The 22,987-nt window shown below is 59.0% G+C and carries 14 protein-coding genes; 10 read left to right on the top strand and 4 right to left on the bottom strand.

Annotation, left to right across the window (positions count from 1 at the left end):
- The first annotated feature begins 214 nt into the window (after positions 1–214).
- The 4 genes from nifJ (at position 215) to ttcA (ending at position 6,334) form a co-directional block, all read left to right on the top strand.
- Complete coding sequence (gene nifJ, locus BV390_RS18300) at positions 215–3,742, top strand: pyruvate:ferredoxin (flavodoxin) oxidoreductase (RefSeq protein ID WP_032700058.1); 3,528 nt, start codon at positions 215–217, stop codon at positions 3,740–3,742.
- A gap of 724 nt (positions 3,743–4,466) precedes the next feature.
- Complete coding sequence (locus BV390_RS18295; RefSeq protein ID WP_032687991.1) at positions 4,467–4,685, top strand: KTSC domain-containing protein; 219 nt, start codon at positions 4,467–4,469, stop codon at positions 4,683–4,685.
- A 73-nt stretch (positions 4,686–4,758) separates the two neighbouring features.
- Positions 4,759–5,193 (top strand): universal stress protein UspF, encoded by a 435-nt coding sequence (gene uspF, locus BV390_RS18290; RefSeq protein WP_032687993.1) that lies wholly within the window; start codon positions 4,759–4,761, stop codon positions 5,191–5,193.
- A gap of 205 nt (positions 5,194–5,398) precedes the next feature.
- Positions 5,399–6,334: a tRNA 2-thiocytidine(32) synthetase TtcA gene (ttcA, locus tag BV390_RS18285; protein WP_004861225.1), complete on the top strand. Its 936-nt coding sequence runs from the start codon at positions 5,399–5,401 to the stop codon at positions 6,332–6,334.
- Between the two features lie 44 nt (positions 6,335–6,378).
- On the opposite strand, the gene dbpA is transcribed toward ttcA, so the two are convergent.
- The 3 genes from dbpA to zntB all read right to left on the bottom strand — a co-directional run bounded on the left by dbpA (position 6,379) and on the right by zntB (position 9,215).
- A complete protein-coding gene (dbpA, locus tag BV390_RS18280) occupies positions 6,379–7,752 on the bottom strand; it encodes an ATP-dependent RNA helicase DbpA (RefSeq protein ID WP_004861223.1) in 1,374 nt (457 codons plus the stop codon).
- Positions 7,753–7,766: 14 nt separating this feature from the next.
- Positions 7,767–7,952, bottom strand: a complete 186-nt coding sequence (ynaL, locus tag BV390_RS31860) for a proline-rich small protein YnaL (protein WP_071824622.1) — start codon at positions 7,950–7,952, stop codon at positions 7,767–7,769.
- 279 nt (positions 7,953–8,231) lie between these two features.
- The gene (gene zntB, locus BV390_RS18270; RefSeq protein WP_032688003.1) at positions 8,232–9,215 is read right to left on the bottom strand and encodes a zinc transporter ZntB; all 984 of its coding nucleotides are present in this window, start codon (positions 9,213–9,215) and stop codon (positions 8,232–8,234) included.
- A gap of 481 nt (positions 9,216–9,696) precedes the next feature.
- On the opposite strand from zntB, the gene BV390_RS18265 reads away from it, so the two are divergent.
- Positions 9,697–10,443, top strand: a complete 747-nt coding sequence (locus tag BV390_RS18265; RefSeq protein ID WP_032688019.1) for a DeoR/GlpR family DNA-binding transcription regulator — start codon at positions 9,697–9,699, stop codon at positions 10,441–10,443.
- A gap of 13 nt (positions 10,444–10,456) precedes the next feature.
- Positions 10,457–11,539, top strand: a complete 1,083-nt coding sequence (locus tag BV390_RS18260; RefSeq protein WP_085397193.1) for an oxidoreductase — start codon at positions 10,457–10,459, stop codon at positions 11,537–11,539.
- Between the two features lie 128 nt (positions 11,540–11,667).
- Here BV390_RS18260 and BV390_RS31300 read toward each other — a convergent pair whose 3' ends face one another.
- Positions 11,668–11,850, bottom strand: a complete 183-nt coding sequence (locus tag BV390_RS31300; RefSeq protein WP_127624785.1) for a hypothetical protein — start codon at positions 11,848–11,850, stop codon at positions 11,668–11,670.
- A gap of 130 nt (positions 11,851–11,980) precedes the next feature.
- Here BV390_RS31300 and BV390_RS18255 point away from each other — a divergent pair, with 130 nt between their 5' ends.
- The 4 genes from BV390_RS18255 to BV390_RS18240 are packed head-to-tail and all read left to right on the top strand — an operon-like array spanning position 11,981 to position 22,797.
- The gene (locus BV390_RS18255) at positions 11,981–13,660 is read left to right on the top strand and encodes a ShlB/FhaC/HecB family hemolysin secretion/activation protein (protein WP_085397192.1); all 1,680 of its coding nucleotides are present in this window, start codon (positions 11,981–11,983) and stop codon (positions 13,658–13,660) included.
- Entirely contained in the window at positions 13,660–14,208 is a 549-nt protein-coding gene (locus tag BV390_RS18250) for a toxin-activating lysine-acyltransferase (protein ID WP_085397191.1), read from the top strand. The genes BV390_RS18255 and BV390_RS18250 overlap by 1 nt, the downstream gene beginning before the upstream one ends.
- Positions 14,201–22,546 (top strand): hemagglutinin repeat-containing protein, encoded by an 8,346-nt coding sequence (locus BV390_RS18245; protein ID WP_085397190.1) that lies wholly within the window; start codon positions 14,201–14,203, stop codon positions 22,544–22,546. The genes BV390_RS18250 and BV390_RS18245 overlap by 8 nt, the downstream gene beginning before the upstream one ends.
- Positions 22,543–22,797: a hypothetical protein gene (locus BV390_RS18240; RefSeq protein ID WP_032695957.1), complete on the top strand. Its 255-nt coding sequence runs from the start codon at positions 22,543–22,545 to the stop codon at positions 22,795–22,797. Before BV390_RS18245 ends, BV390_RS18240 begins: the two co-directional genes overlap by 4 nt.
- The last annotated feature ends 190 nt before the right edge of the window (positions 22,798–22,987 follow it).

The raw sequence follows: 22,987 nt of genomic DNA, 5'->3' as shown, positions 1-22,987 counted from the left end.
CTGTTCGCATATAAATTTATAATAATCAGTAAGATAAATGCTCTACCGTCGGTAAAATCTGCCTCTCGGGGGAGAATTCGTGGATCAATTTGTGCACTCGAAAGCCTCACAACTTCAAGGGTATAGATAATGCCCTTATACTAGCCACTATAATTACAGGACCTGTAGCCGTTTGTCGGGTCTCTTCTTTTGCGCAATGTTAGGGTGTCTTCTTATGATTACTATCGACGGTAATGGCGCGGCCGCTTCAGTCGCGTTTCGCACCAGTGAGGTTATCGCCATCTACCCGATTACGCCCAGTTCAACGATGGCGGAACAGGCGGATGCCTGGGCGGGTAACGGGCTAAAAAACGTGTGGGGGGACGTGCCTCGCGTCGTCGAAATGCAGTCGGAAGCCGGGGCCATCGGTGCCGTACACGGCGCGCTGCAAACCGGGGCGCTCTCGACCTCCTTTACCTCATCGCAGGGGTTGCTGCTGATGATCCCCACGCTGTACAAACTCGCCGGTCAGCTGATGCCGTTTGTCCTGCACGTTGCCGCTCGTACCGTCGCTACCCACGCGCTCTCGATCTTCGGCGACCATTCCGACGTCATGGCCGTGCGCCAGACCGGTTGCGCCATGCTGTGCGCCAGCAGCGTCCAGGAAGCCCAGGACTTTGCGCTGATTTCCCATATCGCCACGCTTAAGAGCCGGGTGCCGTTTATTCATTTCTTCGACGGTTTTCGGACTTCGCATGAAATCAATAAAATCACCCCGCTTGCGGACGACACCATTCGCAGTCTGCTGCCTCAGGACGAGATTGACGCGCACCGTCTACGCGCGCTGAATCCGGAACATCCGGTGATCCGCGGTACTTCGGCGAACCCGGATACTTATTTCCAGTCCCGCGAAGCCACGAACCCCTGGTACGACGCGGTTTATGACCACGTTGAAACGGCGATGAACGATTTCGCCGTCGCGACCGGGCGTCAGTATAAACCGTTCGAGTTTTATGGCCATCCGCAGGCAGAACGGGTGATTGTGATTATGGGCTCGGCGATCGGCACCTGTGAAGAAGTCGTGGACGAGCTGCTGAGCCGTGGCGAAAAAGTCGGTGTCCTGAAAGTTCGCCTCTATCGTCCCTTCTCGGCCGCCCATCTGCTGGAGGCGCTGCCGGAAAGCGCCCGCGCTATCGCCGTTCTCGACCGCACCAAAGAACCGGGCGCCCATGCCGAGCCGCTGTACCTCGATATCATGACCGCGCTGGCGGAAGCCTTTAACCGCGGCGAGCGTGAAACCCTGCCCCGCACCATCGGCGGTCGCTACGGCCTTTCATCCAAGGAGTTCGGCCCGGAGTGCGTGCTGGCTATCTTCAATGAATTACGCGAAGCCCGGCCCAAACCGCGATTCACCGTCGGCATTTATGATGATGTAACCAATCTCTCCCTGCCTCTGGGGGAGAACACCCTGCCATCAGAAGCCAAACTGGAGGCGCTGTTCTACGGCCTCGGCAGCGATGGCAGCGTCTCGGCGACGAAAAACAATATCAAAATTATCGGCAACTCCACGCCGTGGTTCTCGCAGGGTTATTTTGTCTATGACTCGAAAAAAGCCGGCGGGTTGACCGTTTCGCATTTACGAGTCAGTGAAAAACCGATTCGCTCCTCCTATTTGATCTCACAGGCCGATTTTGTTGGCTGCCATCAGCTACAGTTTATCGACAAATATCAAATGGTTGAGCGGTTAAAACCCGGCGGAATCTTCTTGCTCAATACGCCTTATGGCGTCGATGAAGTGTGGTCGCGCCTGCCGCAGGAAGTGCAGGCGACGCTGAACCAGAAAAAAGCGCGCTTTTATATTGTCAACGCCGCGAAGATCGCCCGCGAGTGCAGCCTTGGCGCCCGTATCAACACCGTCATGCAGATGGCATTCTTCCATTTAACACAAATTCTGCCGGGCGACAGCGCGCTGGCCGAACTGCAGGGCGCCATTGCTAAAAGCTACAGCAGCAAAGGTCAGGACCTGGTTGAACGCAACTGGCAGGCGCTGGCGCTGGCGCGCGAATCGTTGGCCGAAGTGCCGCTGCGCCCGGTTGATGCCTCCAGCCCGAACCGCCCGCCGGTGGTCTCCGACGCCGCGCCGGATTTTGTTAAAACCGTCACCGCCGCCATGCTGGCCGGGCTCGGCGATGCGCTACCGGTCTCCGCTCTGCCGCCGGATGGCACCTGGCCAATGGGCACCACCCGTTGGGAAAAACGCAATATCGCCGAAGAGATCCCCATCTGGAAGGAGGAGCTGTGCACCCAGTGTAACCACTGCGTGGCCGCCTGCCCGCATTCAGCGATTCGCGCCAAAGTGGTCCCTCCGCAGGCAATGGACGCGGCACCGGCCAGCCTGCACTCCCTGGATGTGAAATCGCGCGATATGCGCGGGCAGAAATATGTACTGCAGGTGGCGCCGGAAGATTGCACCGGCTGTAACCTGTGCGTGGAAGTGTGTCCGGCAAAAGACCGGCAGAATCCTGAAATCAAGGCCATCAACATGATGTCGCGCCTTGAACATGTGGAAGAAGAGAAAGTGAACTACGACTTCTTCCTCAACCTGCCGGAAATCGACCGCAGCACTCTGGAACGTATTGATATCCGCACCTCGCAGCTGATCAGCCCGCTGTTTGAATATTCCGGCGCCTGCTCAGGCTGCGGCGAAACGCCGTATATCAAACTGCTGACCCAGCTGTACGGGGATCGGATGCTGATCGCTAACGCCACCGGCTGCTCGTCGATTTACGGCGGTAATCTGCCATCCACTCCGTATACCACCGACGCCAACGGCCGCGGCCCGGCGTGGGCAAACTCGCTGTTCGAAGACAACGCCGAATTTGGCCTCGGCTTCCGCTTAACCGTCGACCAGCACCGTCAGCGCGTAATGCGCCTGCTGTCAACGTTTGCCGACAAACTGCCAGCAGCGTTGTACGACGCGCTGCAGGCCGACGCCACGCCGGAGGTGCGGCGTGAACAGGTAGCTGAGCTACGCCAGGTTCTGGCTAATGAAGCAGGCGCGAAGGAGCTCTTAACCGATGCCGATGCGCTGGTTGAGAAATCCATCTGGCTTATCGGCGGCGATGGCTGGGCCTATGACATTGGCTTTGGCGGTCTCGACCACGTCCTGAGCCTGACTGAAAACGTCAACATTCTGGTTCTCGACACGCAGTGTTACTCCAATACCGGCGGCCAGGCGTCGAAGGCGACCCCGCTCGGCGCGGTCACCAAGTTTGGTGAGCACGGCAAGCGCAAAGCGCGTAAGGACCTCGGCGTCAGCATGATGATGTACGGGCATGTTTACGTCGCGCAAATTTCGCTGGGCGCGCAGCTGAATCAGACGGTGAAAGCGATTCAGGAAGCGGAGGCCTACCCTGGCCCGTCGCTGATTATCGCCTACAGCCCCTGCGAAGAGCACGGTTACGATCTGGCGCTCAGCCACGATCAGATGCGTCAGCTGACCGCCACCGGCTTCTGGCCGCTGTACCGCTTCGATCCTCGTCGTGCGGATGAAGGTAAACTGCCGCTGGCGCTGGACTCTCGCCCACCTTCAGACGCGCTGGCCGAAACGCTGCTTAATGAGCAACGTTTCCGTCGCCTCAATGCCCAGCAGCCCGAAGTGGCGGAGCAGCTGTGGAAAGATGCGGCGGCGGATTTGCAAAAACGCTATGACTTCCTGGCCCAGATGGCCGGCAAAGCGGAAAAACCAGCCACCGAGAGTTAATCGGCTCTGTTTTTAAGCTTCACCATAAAAAAAGCCCGAATATTCATTCGGGCTTGTCATTTTTATCGTCAAAATAATATCATGCGTGAATATAATATGTGACGATCATAATAAAACCTGACAATAATAAAGGGCATGTAACGCCCACAGAATACGCCCACCGCGTCACGAAGTATAATTTTTATTTAACATACTTCCGCTTAATACATTCATAAAGACTATAACCATCACGGAAGAATTTATTACTCCACACCGATTCGCCCGTATTGCCTTCTTTTACATCCTCAATGCGCTAAGTTAAAAATATCAGCCTAATAAACGCCGTTGGTGTGACGCCCCCACCATTAGCCCCCGGCCCATTACCCCGGCAATCATCATAATAACCGTCGACAATTCCCCACGACCGCCAACAATAAAATTCTCAGCGCGAGCGATGACGATAATCGTTGCATTAAATAGACGGGCATCGCTCTGATTTATTCGCTCACGCCGAATAGTATTCCCGGCGTCTGTGCGCAAGCCAGTTTGCAGCGCGAAGATGACAACATCAATATAAAGTCACTGCGCCTCTGGCATTACTTATCGCCTTGACCGGACCAACCCGTGCCGATACCGGGTTCACCAGCAACCGTCAATCAAATCAAAACAATATCCCTGGAGTATTAAAACCGTTACCCGATAAATGATATATTGCCGGTAAAGCCTGCCGTAAAGGACGCCAGCCATGGATCATCACCCCGTAAAGTCATCCCGAATCGCCTCCATCGCCTATGACGAGGCCTCTGGCATCCTCGAAATCCGGTTTCACGACGATAGCACGCTTCGCTATGAGAAGGTGCCCGAACGCATCTACCGCCTTTTTTTGCAGGTGGTGTCCAAGGGACGTTTTTATGATGGCGTCATCAAAGGGAAATTTACCGAACTCCGGGGTAACTCACGCTAAAATGTGACCCGTCATGGTACATCGCGCCGCCAAATGGCGTACACTTTAAGCGGTTACTTAAACAGGAGGTTTTATGGCCAGAATAATTCTTGTACCTATTGATATTTCTGATAAAGAATTAACTCAACGCGTTGTCTGTCACGTTGAGGCGGAAGCGCGCATTGACGATGCCGAAGTACACTTTCTGACCGTGATTCCATCCCTTCCCTATTACGCCTCGCTGGGGATGGCCTATACCACCGAACTACCGCCGATGGATGAGTTTAAAGCGGAATCGGAAACGCGTCTGAAAGAGATCGTCGCTCAGTTCGCCATTCCTGAAGACCGGGTGCATTTCCATGTTAAGGAAGGTTCGCCTAAGGATAACATTCTGGAGCTGGCGAAAACGCTGCCGGCCGATCTGGTGATTATCGCCTCTCACCGCCCGGATATTACGACCTATCTGCTCGGCTCCAACGCTGCGGCCGTCGTTCGTCATGCCGACTGTTCCGTACTGGTTGTGCGTTAACCCCTTCAGCCCGCCCTCTGGGCGGGCTTTTTATCTCAACATCTGCCAGGCTAAACTACCTGAAATGTGCTGACATCCCCACCGCGAATCCGTACCATACACGCCACAGACTTAGACTGAGCAACGTCCGACGTCATTAATTGCGACCACCCGCCGTGCCGTGGGCAGAGTGCGTGTGCCACACTATGAATTGAGCTATTATTAAATGCTGCAAAATCAAGAAATTAGCAAAAAAGAAAAGTACAACCTCGATAAATTGCAAAAGCGCCTGCGCCGCAACGTCGGCGAAGCCATTGCCGATTTCAACATGATCGAAGACGGCGACCGGATTATGGTTTGCCTGTCCGGCGGTAAAGATAGCTACACCATGCTGGAAATCCTGCGCAGCCTGCAGAAAAGCGCGCCGATTTCATTCTCGCTGGTCGCGGTCAACCTCGATCAGAAGCAGCCGGGTTTCCCCGCGCACATCCTGCCGGAATATCTGGAGCAGCTTGGCGTCGAGTATAAAATTGTCGAAGAAAATACCTACGGGATCGTCAAAGAGAAGATTCCTGAAGGCAAAACCACCTGTTCGCTCTGTTCACGCCTGCGTCGCGGTATCCTGTACCGTACCGCGAGTGAACTGGGCGCGACGAAGATTGCTCTCGGCCATCACCGCGACGATATTTTACAGACGCTGTTCCTGAACATGTTCTACGGCGGCAAAATGAAAGGCATGCCGCCGAAGCTGATGAGCGATGACGGTAAACACATCGTGATTCGCCCGCTGGCATACTGCCGTGAAAAAGACATTGAGCGTTTTTCGCAGGCGAAAGGTTTCCCGATCATTCCGTGCAACCTGTGCGGTTCGCAGCCTAACCTGCAGCGCCAGGTGATTGCCGATATGCTACGCGACTGGGATAAACGCTATCCTGGCCGTATCGAGACCATGTTCAGCGCCATGCAGAACGTGGTGCCGTCTCATCTGAGCGACATCAACCTGTTTGACTTTAAAGGGATTAACCACAACTCAGAAGTGGTTGATGGCGGCGATCTGGCGTTTGACCGGGAAGAGATTCCGCTGCAGCCTGCCGGCTGGCAGCCGGAAGACGATGCCGCGCAGCTGGATGAACTGCGTCTGAACGTGGTAGAAGTGAAGTAACCGACCGGCGTCTCAGAGTCACCTCTGAGACGCGTTATCATCGCTTATTTCAGCAGGCGGACGCGGCAGTTTTTGCCTTTAATCTTGCCGTTCTGCAGCTGCTTATAGGCTTTCTGCGCCACGCTCTGGCGAATGGCCACATAGACATGCGCAGGATGGACGTTAATCTTGCCGATGTCGGCGCCGTCAAAGCCCATATCTCCGGTCAACGCGCCGAGCACATCGCCAGCGCGCATTTTTGCTTTCTTCCCGCCATCGATACACAGCGTCGCCATCTCTGCGTGAAGCGGTTTGATATTGCCGTTCGTTGGCGCGCTCACCCAGTTCAGCTTCAGCTGCAGCATCTCGGCCAGGATGTTGGCGCGCTGCGCCTCTTCCGGCGCGCAGAGGCTGATAGCCAGACCGCTCTCGCCGGCGCGGGCGGTACGGCCGATGCGATGCACGTGAACTTCCGGATCCCAGGCCAGCTCGTAGTTAACCACCAGCTCCAGCGATTTAATATCGAGGCCGCGCGCGGCGACGTCGGTGGCGACCAGCACGCGAGAGCTCCCGTTGGCAAAACGCACCAGCGTCTGATCGCGATCGCGTTGTTCAAGATCGCCGTGCAGCGACAGCGCGCTCTGCCCTGCGGCATTCAGCGAATCGCAAACCGCCTGACAATCTTTTTTGGTGTTGCAAAACACCACGCAGGAGGCCGGCTGATGCTGGCTGAGCAGCGTTTGCAGCAGCGGGATTTTTCCGCGCTGGGAGGTTTCGAAAAACTGCTGCTCGATTGCCGGCAACGCGTCGACAGAATCGGTCTCAATGGTTAACGGATGGTTTTGCACCCGCCCGCTGATCGCCGCGATCGCTTCCGGCCAGGTGGCGGAGAACAGCAGCGTCTGACGTTCGGCCGGGGCAAAGCGGATCACCTCATCGATGGCCTCGCTGAAGCCCATATCCAGCATCCGATCGGCTTCATCCATCACCAGCGTCTGCAGCGCATCCAGCGACACGGTGCCCTTCTGCAGGTGATCCAGCAAACGACCCGGCGTGGCGACGATGATATGCGGCGCATGCTGCAGCGAATCGCGCTGCGCGCCGAAAGGCTGCCCGCCGCAAAGGGTCAAAATTTTAATATTTGGTAAAAAGCGCGCCAGACGACGCAGCTCGCCCGCGACCTGATCGGCCAGTTCGCGGGTCGGGCACAAGACCAAAGATTGTGTCTGGAACAGGGTAGCATCGACGTGTTGAAGCAGCCCCAGACCAAATGCCGCAGTTTTACCGCTACCGGTTTTGGCCTGCACGCGCACATCTTTACCCGCCAGAATCGCGGGCAAGGCGGCGGCCTGCACAGGGGTCATCGTGAGATAACCCAGCTCATTGAGATTGGCGAGCTGGGCAGCGGGTAAAACGTTCAGTGTTGAAAAAGCGGTCACAATTTTTTCTCGAATTAACAGGCACACAAAGGGCAGGCGCGTATCCTCGCAGATCTGCGCCTGCGATGCGACAATTTAATCGGCTCATCATCCGGCGGCGGATCGGGCAGTGGATGCGGGCGCGGCCGGGGATCGGGCACCGGTATGGGATCATTAGGTTCTGGCGAGACAGGGATGGATGTCAGGGGTTGATAGCGCATGTTGGTTCTCCCGGGAATGAGCGGGTACACCCATTAAGCGTAGAAGCTGCTAACCAGAGAGCAAAAAAAAGCCGACTTAATCAAGTCGGCGTCGTACGAATCAATTGTGCTATGCAGTAATTCAAAAAAGGAAGTAAGACAATATGGAGCGCAACGCCCATCGCTTGACGTTGCATTCACCTGCGAGAGAGATATTGCCCCGAATGGGTGGACGGTTTATTGATTTCGCTCAAACATTACCGGGTTTTCGCCCGATGGACGGCGATGAAAAGCGATTATTTACAGCCATTTACTACGATGTAACCACCATGTAACACCGCCAATGAGAACGACTAACATTATGCAGAAGATAGAAAAGCCTAAATGCCACTCATTGCCGGGGATCCCGCCCAGGTTGACGCCAAACAGACCGGTCAAAAAGGTGCTGGGCAGAAACACCATCGCCATCAGCGACATCGTATAGGTCCGGCGCGACAGCCCCTCTTGCATAATCTGGGCAATCTCATCGCTCATAATCGCCGTCCGGGAAATACAGCTGTCAATCTCATCCAGGCCCCGCCCCAACCGGTCGGCAATATCCTGCATTCTGCGGCGGTGATCGTCATTCATCCACGGCAGGCGCTCGCTGGCAAGGCGGGAGTAAACATCGCGCTGCGGCGACATATAGCGGCGCATCACAATCAGCTGTTTGCGCAGCAGCGCCAGAAAACCACGCGGCGGCACCTGCTGATCCAGCAGGTTATCTTCGAGGTCGATAATCCGGTCATGCAGCTGCTCGATAAATTCGCTGGCGTGGTCGGTCAGCGCATCGCAAATATCCACCAGCCAGCCGCCGCAGTCCACCGGCCCGGTTCCCTCGCGCAGATCGCCGAGCACATCATCCAGCGCCAGCACCCGACGCTGGCGGGTGGAGACGATTAAGCGCTCGTCCATATACAGGCGCATCGCCACCAGCTGGTCCGGGCGCTCATCGGTACTGCCGTTGATGCAGCGCAGCGTAATTAACGTCCCGTCCCCCACCCGGGTGACCCGGGGACGGGTACTTTCCCCGGCTAAAGCATCGCGGACGCTGTTGGGTAACAGCGGAGTGGATGCCAGCCATTCGGCGCTATCGGCGTGGGTATAGTTCAGATGCAACCAACAGGGGCGATCCTTATCGATAGCGTCACTGTCAGTCAGCGGCTTCACTCCGCCCTGCCCGTCGAATTGCCATGCAAAAACCGCATCCGGCACGTTCAATTCCGATCCCTTAATGGCGTCCACCAGACCTCCGTCAGTCAGTACTTATTTTTGCTAGTCTAGCCTGACACATCGGTTAATCAAGGGGTAAAGTCAGCAGGGTGCTGAATTCGCTGATGAAAAGCGGGCGAGGAGGAGAATAAAAAAAGAACCCGCCGACGGCGGGTTATGAGTGCGTTTCATAAGAGTATGTCCAGCCCGCTGAATTAACCCCCGCCAGAATGAATACCGGCGGGACGGCAGGCTAGCAGGAGCCGTTCATTTTTTCTCTTCTGCGTACTGACGCGCGTTATCGTGCAAATTTGTACACATGTTGTTATCTCCTTCATGGTTATGAGCAGGATAAGGGTAGACCGCTGTTGCCGTTTTGCAAACCCGCCGCGTAAAAAAGTGTCGCCCCGCCCCGCCTCTGCTTCCCTCCTGAACCGGGTGCAAGGAAGATTTCTTTTCCTGCAAAATGCTGTATTATGCGAGTTATTGCAGCATTTTGCAGGATTTCGTCACCATGCATAAAACCGCCAGACAAAAGTACCTGGTTGATCTTATTAGTGAAAATGGGCAAGTCAGCATCAGCGAACTGGTTGAAAAGCTGCAGGTTTCTGCAGACACCCTGCGTCGCGATCTGGCCGATCTTGAAAAGCAGGGGCTGGCGCAGAAGAACCACGGCGGCGCAATCGCGCTCGACATTTCCGCGATGAATCGCCAGGGCAGAAACGCCCTGCTGCCGCAGACTAAACAGCGTTTAGGCCGCATGGTCGCCAGCAAAATACCCGCCGGTTCGACCCTCTTTTTAGATGCCGGCAGTACCGTTCTGGCCGTCGCTACCCAGATTCAAGGCCCGATGACGGTCATCACCACTTCCTTAGATATTGCCGCGCATTTCAGCACCCGCCCGGATATCCAGCTGATCATGCTGGGAGGAACATGGGATGTGCGGCAGCGGCTGTTTGCCGGCAGCGCCACCCTGGCATTGCTGGCGCGCTATCGCGCCGATATCGCCATCCTCGGCGCCTGCGCTATCCATGCGCAACTCGGTTTAAGCGCCAGCCAGGAGGCCGATGCCGAAATCAAACGCGCCATGCTGGCGGCAAGCACCGAGCACTGGCTGGTCGCCGATCATATGAAGCTGAACCACTGCGAGCCGCATCTGGTGGCCGAATTAACAGACATACATCAGTTATTTTTAGACAAGCCCTGGGAAGAGCTCGGGGATACTAGCGCGCTGCAGGTCAACATTGCTGACGCTCAATAACGTGGAGAGGGTAATGAATAACGTCATCGCTCGTGAAGGTAAAAACATTAATATTGCGCTGATCGGCTATGGGTTCGTCGGCAAAACGTTTCACGCCCCGCTGATTCAGTCAGTGGAAGGCCTCACGCTGGCGGTCGTTGCGTCCGGCGACGAAGAGAAGGTGAAGCGCGATCTGCCGGATGTCACCGTCATCGGCTCACCCGAACAGGCCGTTCAACACCCGGATATTGACCTGGTGGTGATCGCCTCCCCCAACGCCACGCACGCCCCGTTAGCCAAACTGGCGCTGAATGCCGGGAAACATGTGGTAGTGGATAAGCCCTTTACGCTGGATATGCAGGAAGCCCGCGAGCTGATTGCGCTGGCGGAAGAGAAGCAGCTGCTGCTTTCGGTCTTCCACAACCGCCGCTGGGACAGCGATTTCCTCGGCATTAAACAGGTTATCGAACAAGGGCTGATCGGCAATGTTAAGCACTTTGAGTCGCATTTTGACCGTTTCCGCCCGGAAGTTCGCGTGCGCTGGAGAGAACAAAATGTCCCCGGCAGCGGATTATGGTTCGATTTGGGGCCGCACCTGATCGATCAGGCGCTACAGCTGTTCGGCCTGCCGCAGTCGGTGCAGGGTAATATCGCCACCCTGCGTCAGGGCGCGGAGATTAATGACTGGGCGCATGTGGTCTTAAACTACCCGCAGCATAAGGTGATTTTGCACTGTAGCATGCTGGTGGCCGGCGGCGTATCGCGCTTTACCGTCCACGGAGATAAAGGCAGCGTGGTGAAACAGAAAGCCGATCGGCAGGAAAGTCAGCTGCTGGCCGGAGTGGTTCCCGGCAGCGAAAGCTGGGGGCATGATGACGATAGCCTCGTGGTGTTTGATGCCAGCTCGCAGCCGCGCGAAATCCCTTCCCCACAGGGAGACCAGCGCCAGTACTATATTAACGTGCGCGATGCGTTAACCGGCAAGATTGAGAACCCGGTCCAGCCGTTACAAGCGCTGGCGGTGATGGCAGTATTAGAAGCGGCGGTACAGTCGGCGGAATCAGGGACGGTGCAAAGCGTTGCGCTGACCGCAGATGAGCTGGCGGCATTGCAATAATTCGCGTTCCCCCGTGACCTGCGGTTTTGCGCAGGTCATGCCCCGCCACCCGTGGCTGGTCGCGGCACGCACCGTGCCAGCCCACTTATCTGATAGCGCAGCTTGCCCACCGTTCAGCGACAGTGATGTCAGGCGGATACTCTCGCCCACAGCCAGGTATCGTTTTCGGGTAAATTCTTATCTTTATTCTCCTGCTGACGGCGCTCCCTGAAGCCAGCGGTACCTTTTCTGGTAGTTTTTCCCCCGCCTGTATCGCTAAAAAAGCGCGAACGACCAACATTATTTAATAAAATACAATAAGTTATATTCATATTATTTCTCACACCCCCCGGCGGGAACGTTCTCTTTTTCGGAATAAACCTGATTTCCTTTCCTTGACGATAACTGAACAATTTTACATAAATTCACAGTTGTTCATTTATTAACATTGCAAGGATGCCAATGAGCCGCAAAGCTACTATTTGCAAAGCGATCGCCTCAGCGTCAGGCCTGTTTTTTCTGCTCCCGGCCCACGCCGCGAGCCCTGACGATCAGTTTATTATTCAGCAGCAGCGTCAGAAGGCGCTGGAACAGCAGCTGACGCCGCCGACGCCGGATGTGCGCCTTTCTGAGCCCTCTTCCAGCTTCGGACGTATCCCTTTCCCGACGGAATCCCCCTGCTTTCCCATCCAGCGCGTGGCGTTGAGCGGCCAGCAAGCGCTCCCCCGCTGGCTGCCGCTGCAGCGCATCGCCGACCAGGCGCAGGGGCATTGCCTGGGGGGCAAAGGGATTAACCTGCTGATGAGCACCCTGCAAAACCGGCTGGTCGATCATGGCTGGATCACCACCCGCGTGCTGGCCCCCTCGCAGGATTTAAAAAGCGGCACGCTGAAGCTGACGATTGTGCCGGGTTACGTGCGCCACGTACGCCTGACGGAACAGAGCGACCGCTATATCCAGCTGTATAGCGCCTTTCCGGCGCACGAGGGCAATTTGCTCGACCTGCGCGATATCGAACAGGGGCTGGAAAACCTCCAGCGCCTGCCTGGCGTTGAGGCCAGTATGGAAATTGTCCCCGGCGACAATCCCGGCGAGAGCGATATCGTCATTACCCGCAAGCAGGAGAAGATGTGGCGCCTGGGGCTGTCGCTGGACGACTCGGGCACGGAAACCACCGGCCGCTATCAGGGCGGTGTGACGCTGTCTCTGGATAACCCCTTCTCGCTCAGCGATTTACTCTATTTCTCCGCCAGCCACGATCTCGACGACAACGGCGGCAAGAAAAGCCGCAACTACATCGCCCACTACTCGGTACCGTACGGCTACTGGATGCTGGGGATCACCGGCAGCGACTACGACTATCACCAGACGGTCGCAGGTCTGAACGGCGATTATCGCTACAGCGGCAAAAGTAAAAATCTCGACGTACAGCTCAGCCGGGTCCTGCACCGCAGCGGAACACAGAAGACGACCTTCACCTATGACGTACTGGCGCGCGAGAGCCGCAACTACATCGACGACACCGAAGTGGGCGTACAGCGTCGCCAGACGGCGGCCTGGCGCGTCGGGCTACAGCATCGTCATTATATCGGCCAGGCCACTCTCGACCTCGGCGCCAGCTACCAGCGCGGCACCCGCTGGTTTGGCGCGCAGCCGGCGCCGGAAGAGTACGTCGGCGATGCCACCGCGCTGAGCAAAATCACTCAGCTCAACGCCCAGCTCGACCTGCCTTTCACCCTCGGTAGCCAGAATTTCCGCTACAACGTGCAGTACCTGCGCCAGATCAGCAACACCCCGCTCACCCCGCAGGATCAGTTCGCCATTGGCAACCGCTGGACGGTACGCGGATTCGACGGCGAACGTACTCTCAATGCCAGCCACGGCTGGTATGTCCGCAACGATCTGGCCTGGCGCACGCCGCTGGAGAACCAGGAACTCTACCTCGGCGCGGACTACGGTGAAGTCGGCGGCTACAGCTCTGATTACCTGATCGGCCAACACCTGGCGGGCGGCGTTATCGGCGTGCGCGGCAACGCCTTCCGCACCGGGTATGACCTGTTTGCCGGAACGCCATTCTCCAAGCCGGATGGGTTCCACACCAGCGCCGTGTCTCTTGGCTTCAACCTGAACTGGAGCTGGTGATGCGCGTAGGACCCTACGAGATAAAAGCGCCGCTGATATTCGGCGGCGCGGACAACGAAGCCGAAGTACTGGGGGCCAGCGTGTGGCTATGGATGCATTCGCCGATGCACCGGGACGCCCCGCTGCACGCCCTCCCCACGCTGCTGTTGCCGATTATCAAGCGTCGTCAGTATGTGCTGATTATGGAAAACGAACGGCCGGTCTTTTTTCTTAGCTGGGCGTGGCTCAACCCGGAGTCCGAAGCCCGCTATCTCACCCGCCCGGCGATTGAAATGCCAGAAGCCGACTGGAACAGCGGCGACCGGATGTGGTTTTGCGACTGGATCGCGCCATTCGGCCATACCGCCGCCATGAACGCCCTGATGCGGCAGGACATTTTTGCCGACCACTGCGCGCGGGCGCTGTATCACCGCGGCGAACAACGCGGCAAGCGGGTGGTGATGTTCCATGGCCGCCGCGTCAGTCGCGTACAAGCCAGAGCCTGGCAGCAGGCGCATCCGCTCGCCGTCGATCTGCCGGAAGCGTTTAAAGGACTAAACCATGAATAAGAACCTCTATCGTATTGTCTTCAACAAAGCGCGCGGCATGCTGATGGTGGTGGCGGACATCGCCCGTTCCGGCCGCGCGGGCTCCGCGCGCGCTTCTGCTCCGGGACGGCTTCCGCGCCAGCTGCACGGCAAAATCAGCGCCATTAGCTTCAGCCTGTGGCTGGCGATGGGCGTGATTCACCCGGCGCAGGCCAACATCGTCGCCGACGCCGGGGCGCCGAAAAACCAGCAGCCGACGGTGATGCAGAGCGCCAACGGTACGCCGCAGGTCAATATTCAGACCCCGTCGGCCGCCGGGGTGTCACGCAATACCTACAGCCAGTTCGATGTTAACCAGCAGGGGGCGATCCTCAATAACTCGCATAAAAACGTGCAGAGCCAGCTGGGCGGCATGGTGGCGGGAAATCCCTGGCTGGCGAAAGGCGAAGCGAAGGTCATTCTTAACGAGGTCAACTCGCGCGACCCCAGCCGGCTGAACGGGATGATTGAAGTGGCAGGGAAAAAAGCCCAGGTCGTCATCGCCAACCCATCCGGCATTACCTGTAACGGCTGCGGCTTCATCAATGCCAATCGCGCCACGCTGACCACCGGCCAGGCGCAGCTCAATAACGGCAGTCTCACCGGCTATCAGGTCGAACGCGGCGAGGTGACCATCGAGGGCGCCGGGATGGACAGCTCGGCCGCTGATTACACCGATATTATCGCCCGCTCGGTGAAGGTTAACGCCGGGCTGTGGGCCAAGGATCTGAAGGTCACCACCGGGCGCAACCGGGTGGATGCCGCCCACGAACGCATCGAAAAAACCGGCGATGACCCGGCAACCCGTCCGCAGCTGGCGGTGGATGTCGCCAGCCTCGGCGGTATGTACGCGGGAAAAATCCGCATGGTCGGCACCGAGAGCGGCGTCGGGGTGCGTAACGCCGGCGCGCTTGGCGCCCAGGCCGGGAGCGTGACCCTGACCGCCGACGGCCGCATTGAAAACAGCGGCACACTGCGCGCCAGCGAAGACGCCACCGTTCGCACCGCCGGCGAGTTCAGCAACAGCGGCGCGCTGACCGCCGGCCGACATGTTGACATTCAGGCGGCAAGCCTCACCAGCAGCCACAGCAGCGTGCTGGCCGCCGGGGTACAAAATGACGGTAAGCTGGCGGAGAGCGGCGACCTGCGGCTGCATGCCGACGGCCAGCTGAGCGCCCACGGCCAGACGCTGGCGGGCGGGAGCCTGCGCGCCAGCGGCCAGGGGGTGGACGTCAGCGGCAGCCAGACCCAGGGCCAGCGGGTCGAGCTGGACAGCGGCGCGGGTAACCTCCTCAGCCAAAACGCCGAGGTCAACGCCCGGGAGTTGACTCTGCGCAGCGGTCAAACGCTTAACAACGACGGCGGCACGCTCAGCGCCGACGCGATCACCCTCTCCGCTCAGCATCTTTCAAACCACAAAGGCAAACTGGTGCAGACCGGCGGCGGCGCCCTGGTGGTCAAACTGCCGGGTGACATCGATAACCGCGAGGGGGAGATTGCCGCCAATGGCGATATTCAGCTCGCCGCACAGTCTGTTAATAACCAGGGCGGGAAAGTGCTGGCGGCGCAAAACGGCAGCCTGACGGCGCACGCCCGGACGACGCTGGATAACCGCAAAGGCACCCTCGCCGCGGCAGGCGATACCCGGATCGACGCCGGGATCCTCAACAATAACGAGGGGCTGATCTCCGCCGCCACCGGCCGCGGCGACATCCGCAGCGCGCAGGCGGTCAGCAACAATAAGGGCCGTATCGAAGCGGCCAAAACGCAGGCAATCAGCGCCGCCGGGCTGGATAACCAACAGGGGGTTATCGTCGCCGACGGGGCCACGCTGGCGCTCGCCGACGGCGCCTTCAACAACCAGTCCGGCTCGCTGTACTCGCACAGCGCGCTGGCTATTTACAGCGGCGCGCTCAACAACCAGCATGGTTATCTCGCCAGCAGCGGCACGCTCACCTTCAAAGGGGGCGATGTTGATAACCGCGCGGGCCAGTTCGCCACGGAGCAGGCGCTGGACGCCAGCTTCAGCGCCTTCCTCAACCAGGAGGGCAGCCTGAAAGCGCTGAGCGCGATGACGCTAAACGGCGGCACGCTGGACAACGCTCACGGGGTCGTCGGCGCGGGCGGTGCGCTCAATATCGGCGTCACTACCCTCGACAACCGCCAGGGTACCCTGTTCAGCAGCGCAGACGCCCTGCTCCACGCCGACCGACTGGACAACCAGGGCGGCCAACTGGCGGCGCAGCGGGCGCTGACCTTTAACGGCGGGCAGCTGATCAACGATAACAGCGGCCTGATCCAGAGCGGCGATAGCCTGACGCTAACCGCCGACGACATCAGCAACCGCAGCGGCAGCATTATCAGCAGCGCAAACGCCACCCTGCGCAGCCAGCAGTTGCAAAACGGCGGCGGAGAGATTCAGAGCGTCGGCGATCTGCTGATCGACAGCGCCCATGGCATCGTGGACAACGTTGCCGGGCTGATACGCAGCGGCGCGACGTTAACGCTCGCGGCCGCCAGGCTTATCAACCAGAATACCTCCGGCGACAATCTGGGACTGGAGGCGCAAACCATCGGGCTCACCACCGGCGCCCTCGATAACCAGGACGGAATCATTCTGGCCGATCGGTCGCTGACGGTGCGCAACAGCGGCGAACTCAACAACCGCAACGGTGGGCTGGCGGCATCCGGGACGGTGGATATCGGCGGCGATAAACTGGCGCTGTTTAACCAGGATGGCACGGTGAAAGCCGGCGAGTGGCTGCGCATCGACGCGGACAGTCTGGACGGCAGCGGCCAGCTGCTGTCGCTCGGCAACATGGCGCTGAGCAGCCGGCAGTCGCTGAATAACCGCGGCACGATGGTCGCCAACGGCCGCTTCACCCTCACCTCTACAGGGGATATCGTCAACGGCGGTAAGCTGCTGGCGGGCAGCAGCCTCGACATCACCAGCCGCAACCTGAACAACGGGGTAAACGGCGAAATTAACGCCGGGCAAAACACCCTTAACGTCAGCGACACGCTGTTCAACGCCGGGCTGATTGACGGCGGCTATACGCGGATTAACGCCGGAACCCTCACCAACAGCGGCAGCGGGCGCATCTACGGCAACGCGATTGGCGTCAATGCCCTCACCTTCAATAACCTGGCGGAAAACGGCACGGCGGCGACCCTCGCCGGGCGCGAGCGCGTCGACCTTGGCGTGCAGACGCTGAACAACCGCGATCACGGGCTGATCTACAGCGGCGGCGATCTGCTGATTGGCGGCGCGCTGGCGGATAACGGCGCGGCCAACGGCCAGGCGGGAACCATCAACAACCACAGCGCGACGATTGAGTCCGCGGGTGATATGACCCTCGCCGCCGGGCAGATCAACAACATCAACGATCGCTTCACCACCGGGGTGGTGACCGTTTCTCAGGAGCAGGTGACCGAATATCAGCACACCGGCTCCCCCAACCGCTGGAACGCCACGGACGATGGCGTGTTTGTCGACCGCAACTCCGCCGACGGTCTGCGCAATCTGAACACCCCGGACGACACCGGGAGTAACAACGATAACTTCAACCAGTTCGATTATACCCGCACGGTGGAAGAGACGCGGATCCTCGAATCCGACCCAGCGAAGATCCTCGCCGGCGGCAATATGACCCTCACCGGCGACCGCCTGTTGAACGATAAAAGTCAGGTCATCGCCGGCGGCACCCTGGCGATAGCCGGTCTGCAGGAGGTGAAAAACGACGATGTGGCGGGCGAACGGCGGACCACCGACGTTGGTAGCGCCACCCATTACTACCGCATTCGCCACAAAGGGGGCGATGAGCAGGGCCGCGACCGTACCGCCTATACGCCGCCGAGCGAAATTCAGAGCATCTCCCTGAAGCCGGGGCAGCTGATCAGCGGCGGTAGCATCGAGGGCACGCCGCTCACCATTGACCCGCTGACCCCGCAGGGCACGGCGGCGGCTATCGGCGTCGCGGGCGCCGTCGCCGGGCAGCACACCGTCTCGCCTGGCGAGCCGGTCACGCCGCCGGCGGGCCAGCAGTTTGAGGTGACGCCCGCGGAAGGGGCGATTCGCATCGTCGGCCCGAATACCACCCTGCCGGATAACAGCCTGTTTACGGTCAATCCCGCCAGCGACGTACCGTATCTGGTGGAGACCGATCCGCGCTTCACCAACCAGAAGCAGTGGCTCGGCAGCGACTACATGCAGCACGCGTTAGCCGGTGACGGCGACACGACGCTGAAACGGCTGGGCGACGGCTACTATGAGCAGCGGCTGATCCGCGAGCAGGTGGTTGCCCTGACCGGCCAGCGCTACCTTGACGGCTACACCAGCGACGAACAGCAGTTTAAGGCGTTGATGGATCAAGGGATTACCTTCGGCAAACAGTATGCCCTGAAGAGCGGCGTGGCACTGACCCCCGAGCAGATGGCGCTGCTGACCGGCGACATCGTCTGGCTGGTGAACACCACTGTGAAGATGCCGGACGGCTCACAGCAGACCGTGCTGGTGCCGCAGGTCTACGCCAAAGTCAAACCCGGCGACATCGACGGCTCCGGCGCGCTGATCGCCGGGAATAACGTCAACATTAAACTCGACGGCGACCTCTTCAACAGCGGCACCCTCAACGGCCGCCGCGTCCTGCAGCTTGACGCCGACACTATCACCAACCGGGCGGGCACCCTGAGCGGCGACGACGTGCGCCTGAACGCCCGCAACGACATCAATAACATCGGCGGCATCATCCAGGGCGGCAGCAGCCTGCAGGCGGTGGCCGGGCGGGACATCAACGCCACCACCACCCTCGCCGACGCCCAGAGCGTCAGCGGCGAGAACCGCTTCAGCCGCACCACTATCGACAGCGTCTCCGGCATCTATGTCCAGGGCGACGACGGCAGGCTGACCCTGCACTCCGGGCGCGATATCACTCTCAGCGGCGCCCAGGTGGTCGCCAGCGGCGAACGCGGCGAGGTGCAGCTGGTCGCCGGGCGCGATATCCGGCTCAACGACGTCACCACCGCCTGGCAGGATAATCTGGTGTGGGATACCGACAACGCCCTCAGCCAGAGCCAGAGCCGCAGCACCGGCAGCGAGGTGACCGGCAAAGGCAACGTCACGCTGAGCGCCGGGCACGACCTCAGCGCCCGCGGCGCCCTCCTCTCTTCCGGCGCGGCGCTGAATCTCGGCGCAGGCAATGACCTCACTCTGGAGGCGGGCGAAAACAGCCAGACGCTGGACGAACGCCACAAGGTCACCGGCAGCAGCGGCTGGCTGTCCAAAACCACCACCCGCACCGAGGACAGCGTGTCGCGGCAGACGGCCCGGGGCAGCGAGCTCAACGGCGACAGCGTCAGCCTCAGCGCCGGGCACGATCTCACCCTGCGCGGCAGCAGCGTGGCCGGCAGCGGCGACGTGGCCCTGCTGGCGGGCAACGATCTGCTGATCGGGACTCAGAATGAGTACAGCAGCGAACTGCACCTGAAGCAGGAGAAAAAATCGGGGCTGATGAGCTCCGGCGGGATCGGTTTCAGCTACGGCACCCAGAGCGTGAAAACCACCGACACCGGCGCGGACGCCACACAGGCGGGCAGCACCGTCGGCAGCGTCAACGGCGACCTGACCCTGCGCGCGGGCGAAAACCTGACGGTCACCGGCTCGGATCTGATCGCCGGCCGGGACATGGCCCTCAGCGGCAAAAACGTCGCCATCACCGCCGCCGAAAACCAGAGCCGGCAGACCCACGAGGTGGAGCAGAAAACCTCCGGCCTGACCCTCGCCCTCTCCGGCGCGGCCGGCAGCGCCCTCAACAGCGTGGTGCAGGCCACCCAGGACGCCAGGTCCGCCGGCAGCAGCCGGTTGCAGGCCCTGCAGGGCGTGAAAGCAGCGCTCTCCGGCGTGCAGGCCAGCCAGGCCGCGCGTCTGGATGCGGCGCAGGGCAACGATCCGGCCAACAACAATACCGTTGGCGTCAGTCTCTCTTACGGCAGCCAGTCGTCGAAATCGACCCAGCGCAGCGAGCAGACCACCGCCCAGGGCAGCAGCCTGACGGCGGGACGCGACCTCAGCATCACCGCCCGCGAAGGCGACCTGAACGCGGTCGGCAGCCAGCTGAAGGCCGGTAACGACGTGGCGCTGTCGGCCAGCCGCGATATCAACCTGGTCTCTGCTGAAAACACTTCGCTGCTGGAAGGCAAAAACGACAGCCACGGCGGCACGGTCGGCGTCGGGATTGGCGTGGGCTCCGGCGGCTGGGGGATCAGCGTCTCCGCCAGCGCCAACAAGGGCAAAGGCAGCGAAAGCGGCAACGGTACCACCCACAGCGAAACCACCGTCGATGCCGGTAACCGGCTCACCCTCAACAGCGGGCGCGACACCACCCTCACAGGCGCCCAGGTCAGCGGGGACACGGTTATCGCCGATATCGGTCGCAACCTGACGCTCACCTCGGAGCAGGACAGCGACCGCTACGACTCAAAACAGCAGAACGCCAGCGCCGGAGGCAGCTTCACCTTTGGCTCGATGTCCGGCTCCGCCAGCGTCAACCTCAGCAAGGACAAGATGCACAGCAACTACGACTCGGTGGTGGAGCAGACCGGCATCTTTGCCGGCAAAGGCGGGTATGACATCACCGTGGGCGAGCATACGCAGCTGAATGGCGCGGTGATTGGCTCGACGGCGACGGCGGACAAGAACCGCCTCGACACCGGCACGCTGGGCTGGGGCGATATCGACAACCGCGCCGATTTTAAAACTGAGCACCAGAGCGTCGGCTTCAGCAGCGGCGGCAGTATCGGCAGCCAGTTTGCCGGGAACATGGCCAACGGCCTGCTGACCGGCGGGAACAACGAAGGCCATGACAGCAGCACCACCCACGCGGCAATCAGTGAGGGTGACATCATCGTACGGGATAAGGACAGGCAACAGCAGGACGTGGCGAACCTCAGCCGTGACGTGGAGCACGCCAACCAGACCCTGTCGCCGATCTTCGATAAAGAGAAAGAGCAGCAGCGCCTGCAGCAGACCCAGCTGATTGGCGAGATTGGCAACCAGGTGGCGGATATTGCGCGCACCGAGGGACAGATTAGCGCCATCAACGCTGGCAAGGCGGAGCTGGCGAAGAAAGGGATCACCGAGCCGGAGAAAGGCGCCAACAAGGAGGCCTGGGAACGATATAATGCTCAGCTGGCCGCCACCGACGGCTATAAGGCGGCGCAGCAACAATGGGGCACCGGCAGCAGCGTCCAGCAGGCGATTCAGGCGGCGACCGCCGCCGTGCAGGGCCTGGCGGGCAGCGACCTGAAGGCGGCTCTGACTGGTGGTGCCGCGCCGTATGTGGCGGAGGTTATCGGCCACTACAGCAATCTGGACGATGCGGGCAAGGTCGCCGCGCATGCGGTGGTCAACGCCGCCCTTGCCGCCGCGCAGAACCAGAGCGCCCTCGCCGGTGCCGCTGGCGCAGCCACGGCGGAAATCGTCGGCATCATCGCCACGCAGATGTACGGTAAACCGGTCAGCGAGCTGGACGAAACGCAGAAGCAGACCGTCTCGACGCTGGCAACCCTGGCGGCAGGACTGGCCGGTGGGTTGGCTGGTGACAGCAGCGCCTCTGCGGTTTCCGGGGCGCAGGCCGGGAAGACGACGGTGGAGAATAACTTATTTGGCGGTAATGAAGAGTCACAGGCTGAGTGGATACGCCAGCACGGAATAGATATGGCGAGCTGTAGCACTGCACCATCCTCAGCGAGCTGTCAGAAGGCGATAAACGAACGTGATGCCGTAGGGCTGGCACTGGCTACGGGTAGCGCAGCACTGCTACCGGGTGGTGCTCAGGCAATGTGGGGACTGGGTGCAGGTGCGAATGCAGGTATCAGTTATCTGGCGGATGGTACAATAGACCCGGCAAATGCTGCTATTGCTGGCTGGGTGAATGTTATCAGTATGGGTAATGGCCTGACAGGTACAATTGGCTGGAATGCTGCAGGTGGTGCGTTTGGAAACTGGATTGATGATAAAAATCCTCTAACTGGAGCAATAACAAATGGTGTCGGTGCAGGTTTTGGTTACGGTATAGGTAAGGGAATTTCTTGGGGAACAGAGAAAGTTACCAATACTGTTGGAAAATGGGTAACTGATGGATGGGATCCGAAATATGACTCTACATGGATAAAATATGCTGAAGTTAACCGTAATGCCATTATTCGAGAAGGAATGAAGCCGAGTAATGTTCCTGGTTCTGCTGGTGATGTAGGTGCATCTGTAAGTTCTGAAATCGGCGGTAAAGCAACAGAAAAAACACTTGGAGGTGATAAAAAATGAAGTATTTCCACCGAGTGCTAATTGGTCATGTGATCATATCAGCTTGTATTTTCTTGTTCAGTATTATAGGGGTTATTATTGTTGCACTTATGACTAAAACTACATTTGTGATTTTTGCATGGTTGCTCAATGGTAGCTTCGATTTATCTTGGAGGGAGATTTTACATAGCATGAAAATTGGAGGTATAGGTGGAGGGATACTCGGTATTGGTATCGTTCTGCTTCGCCTCTTCAAAATAAAAGGATTTTAAATTTTTAAGCAACCCCACTACTACCTGGGGTTGCTTTTATTGCACAGAATAACTCGCTGAGTTTACCTATGGATCTGAATGATATTGGTTTACTTGCAGCCAGCACAATCCAGAACAGTGCTTCACCGAATGAACTTACGGCGGTGCTAGTTAAAAACTCGCAGAGTCAGATACCTTGAAGGGTAGTTAA

This window comes from Klebsiella sp. YJ, assembly GCF_002108615.1.
Classification (GTDB): domain Bacteria; phylum Pseudomonadota; class Gammaproteobacteria; order Enterobacterales; family Enterobacteriaceae; genus Klebsiella; species Klebsiella planticola.
Note: the sequence above shows the minus strand (reverse complement) of the source record. Positions and strands in the feature narration are given on the sequence as shown.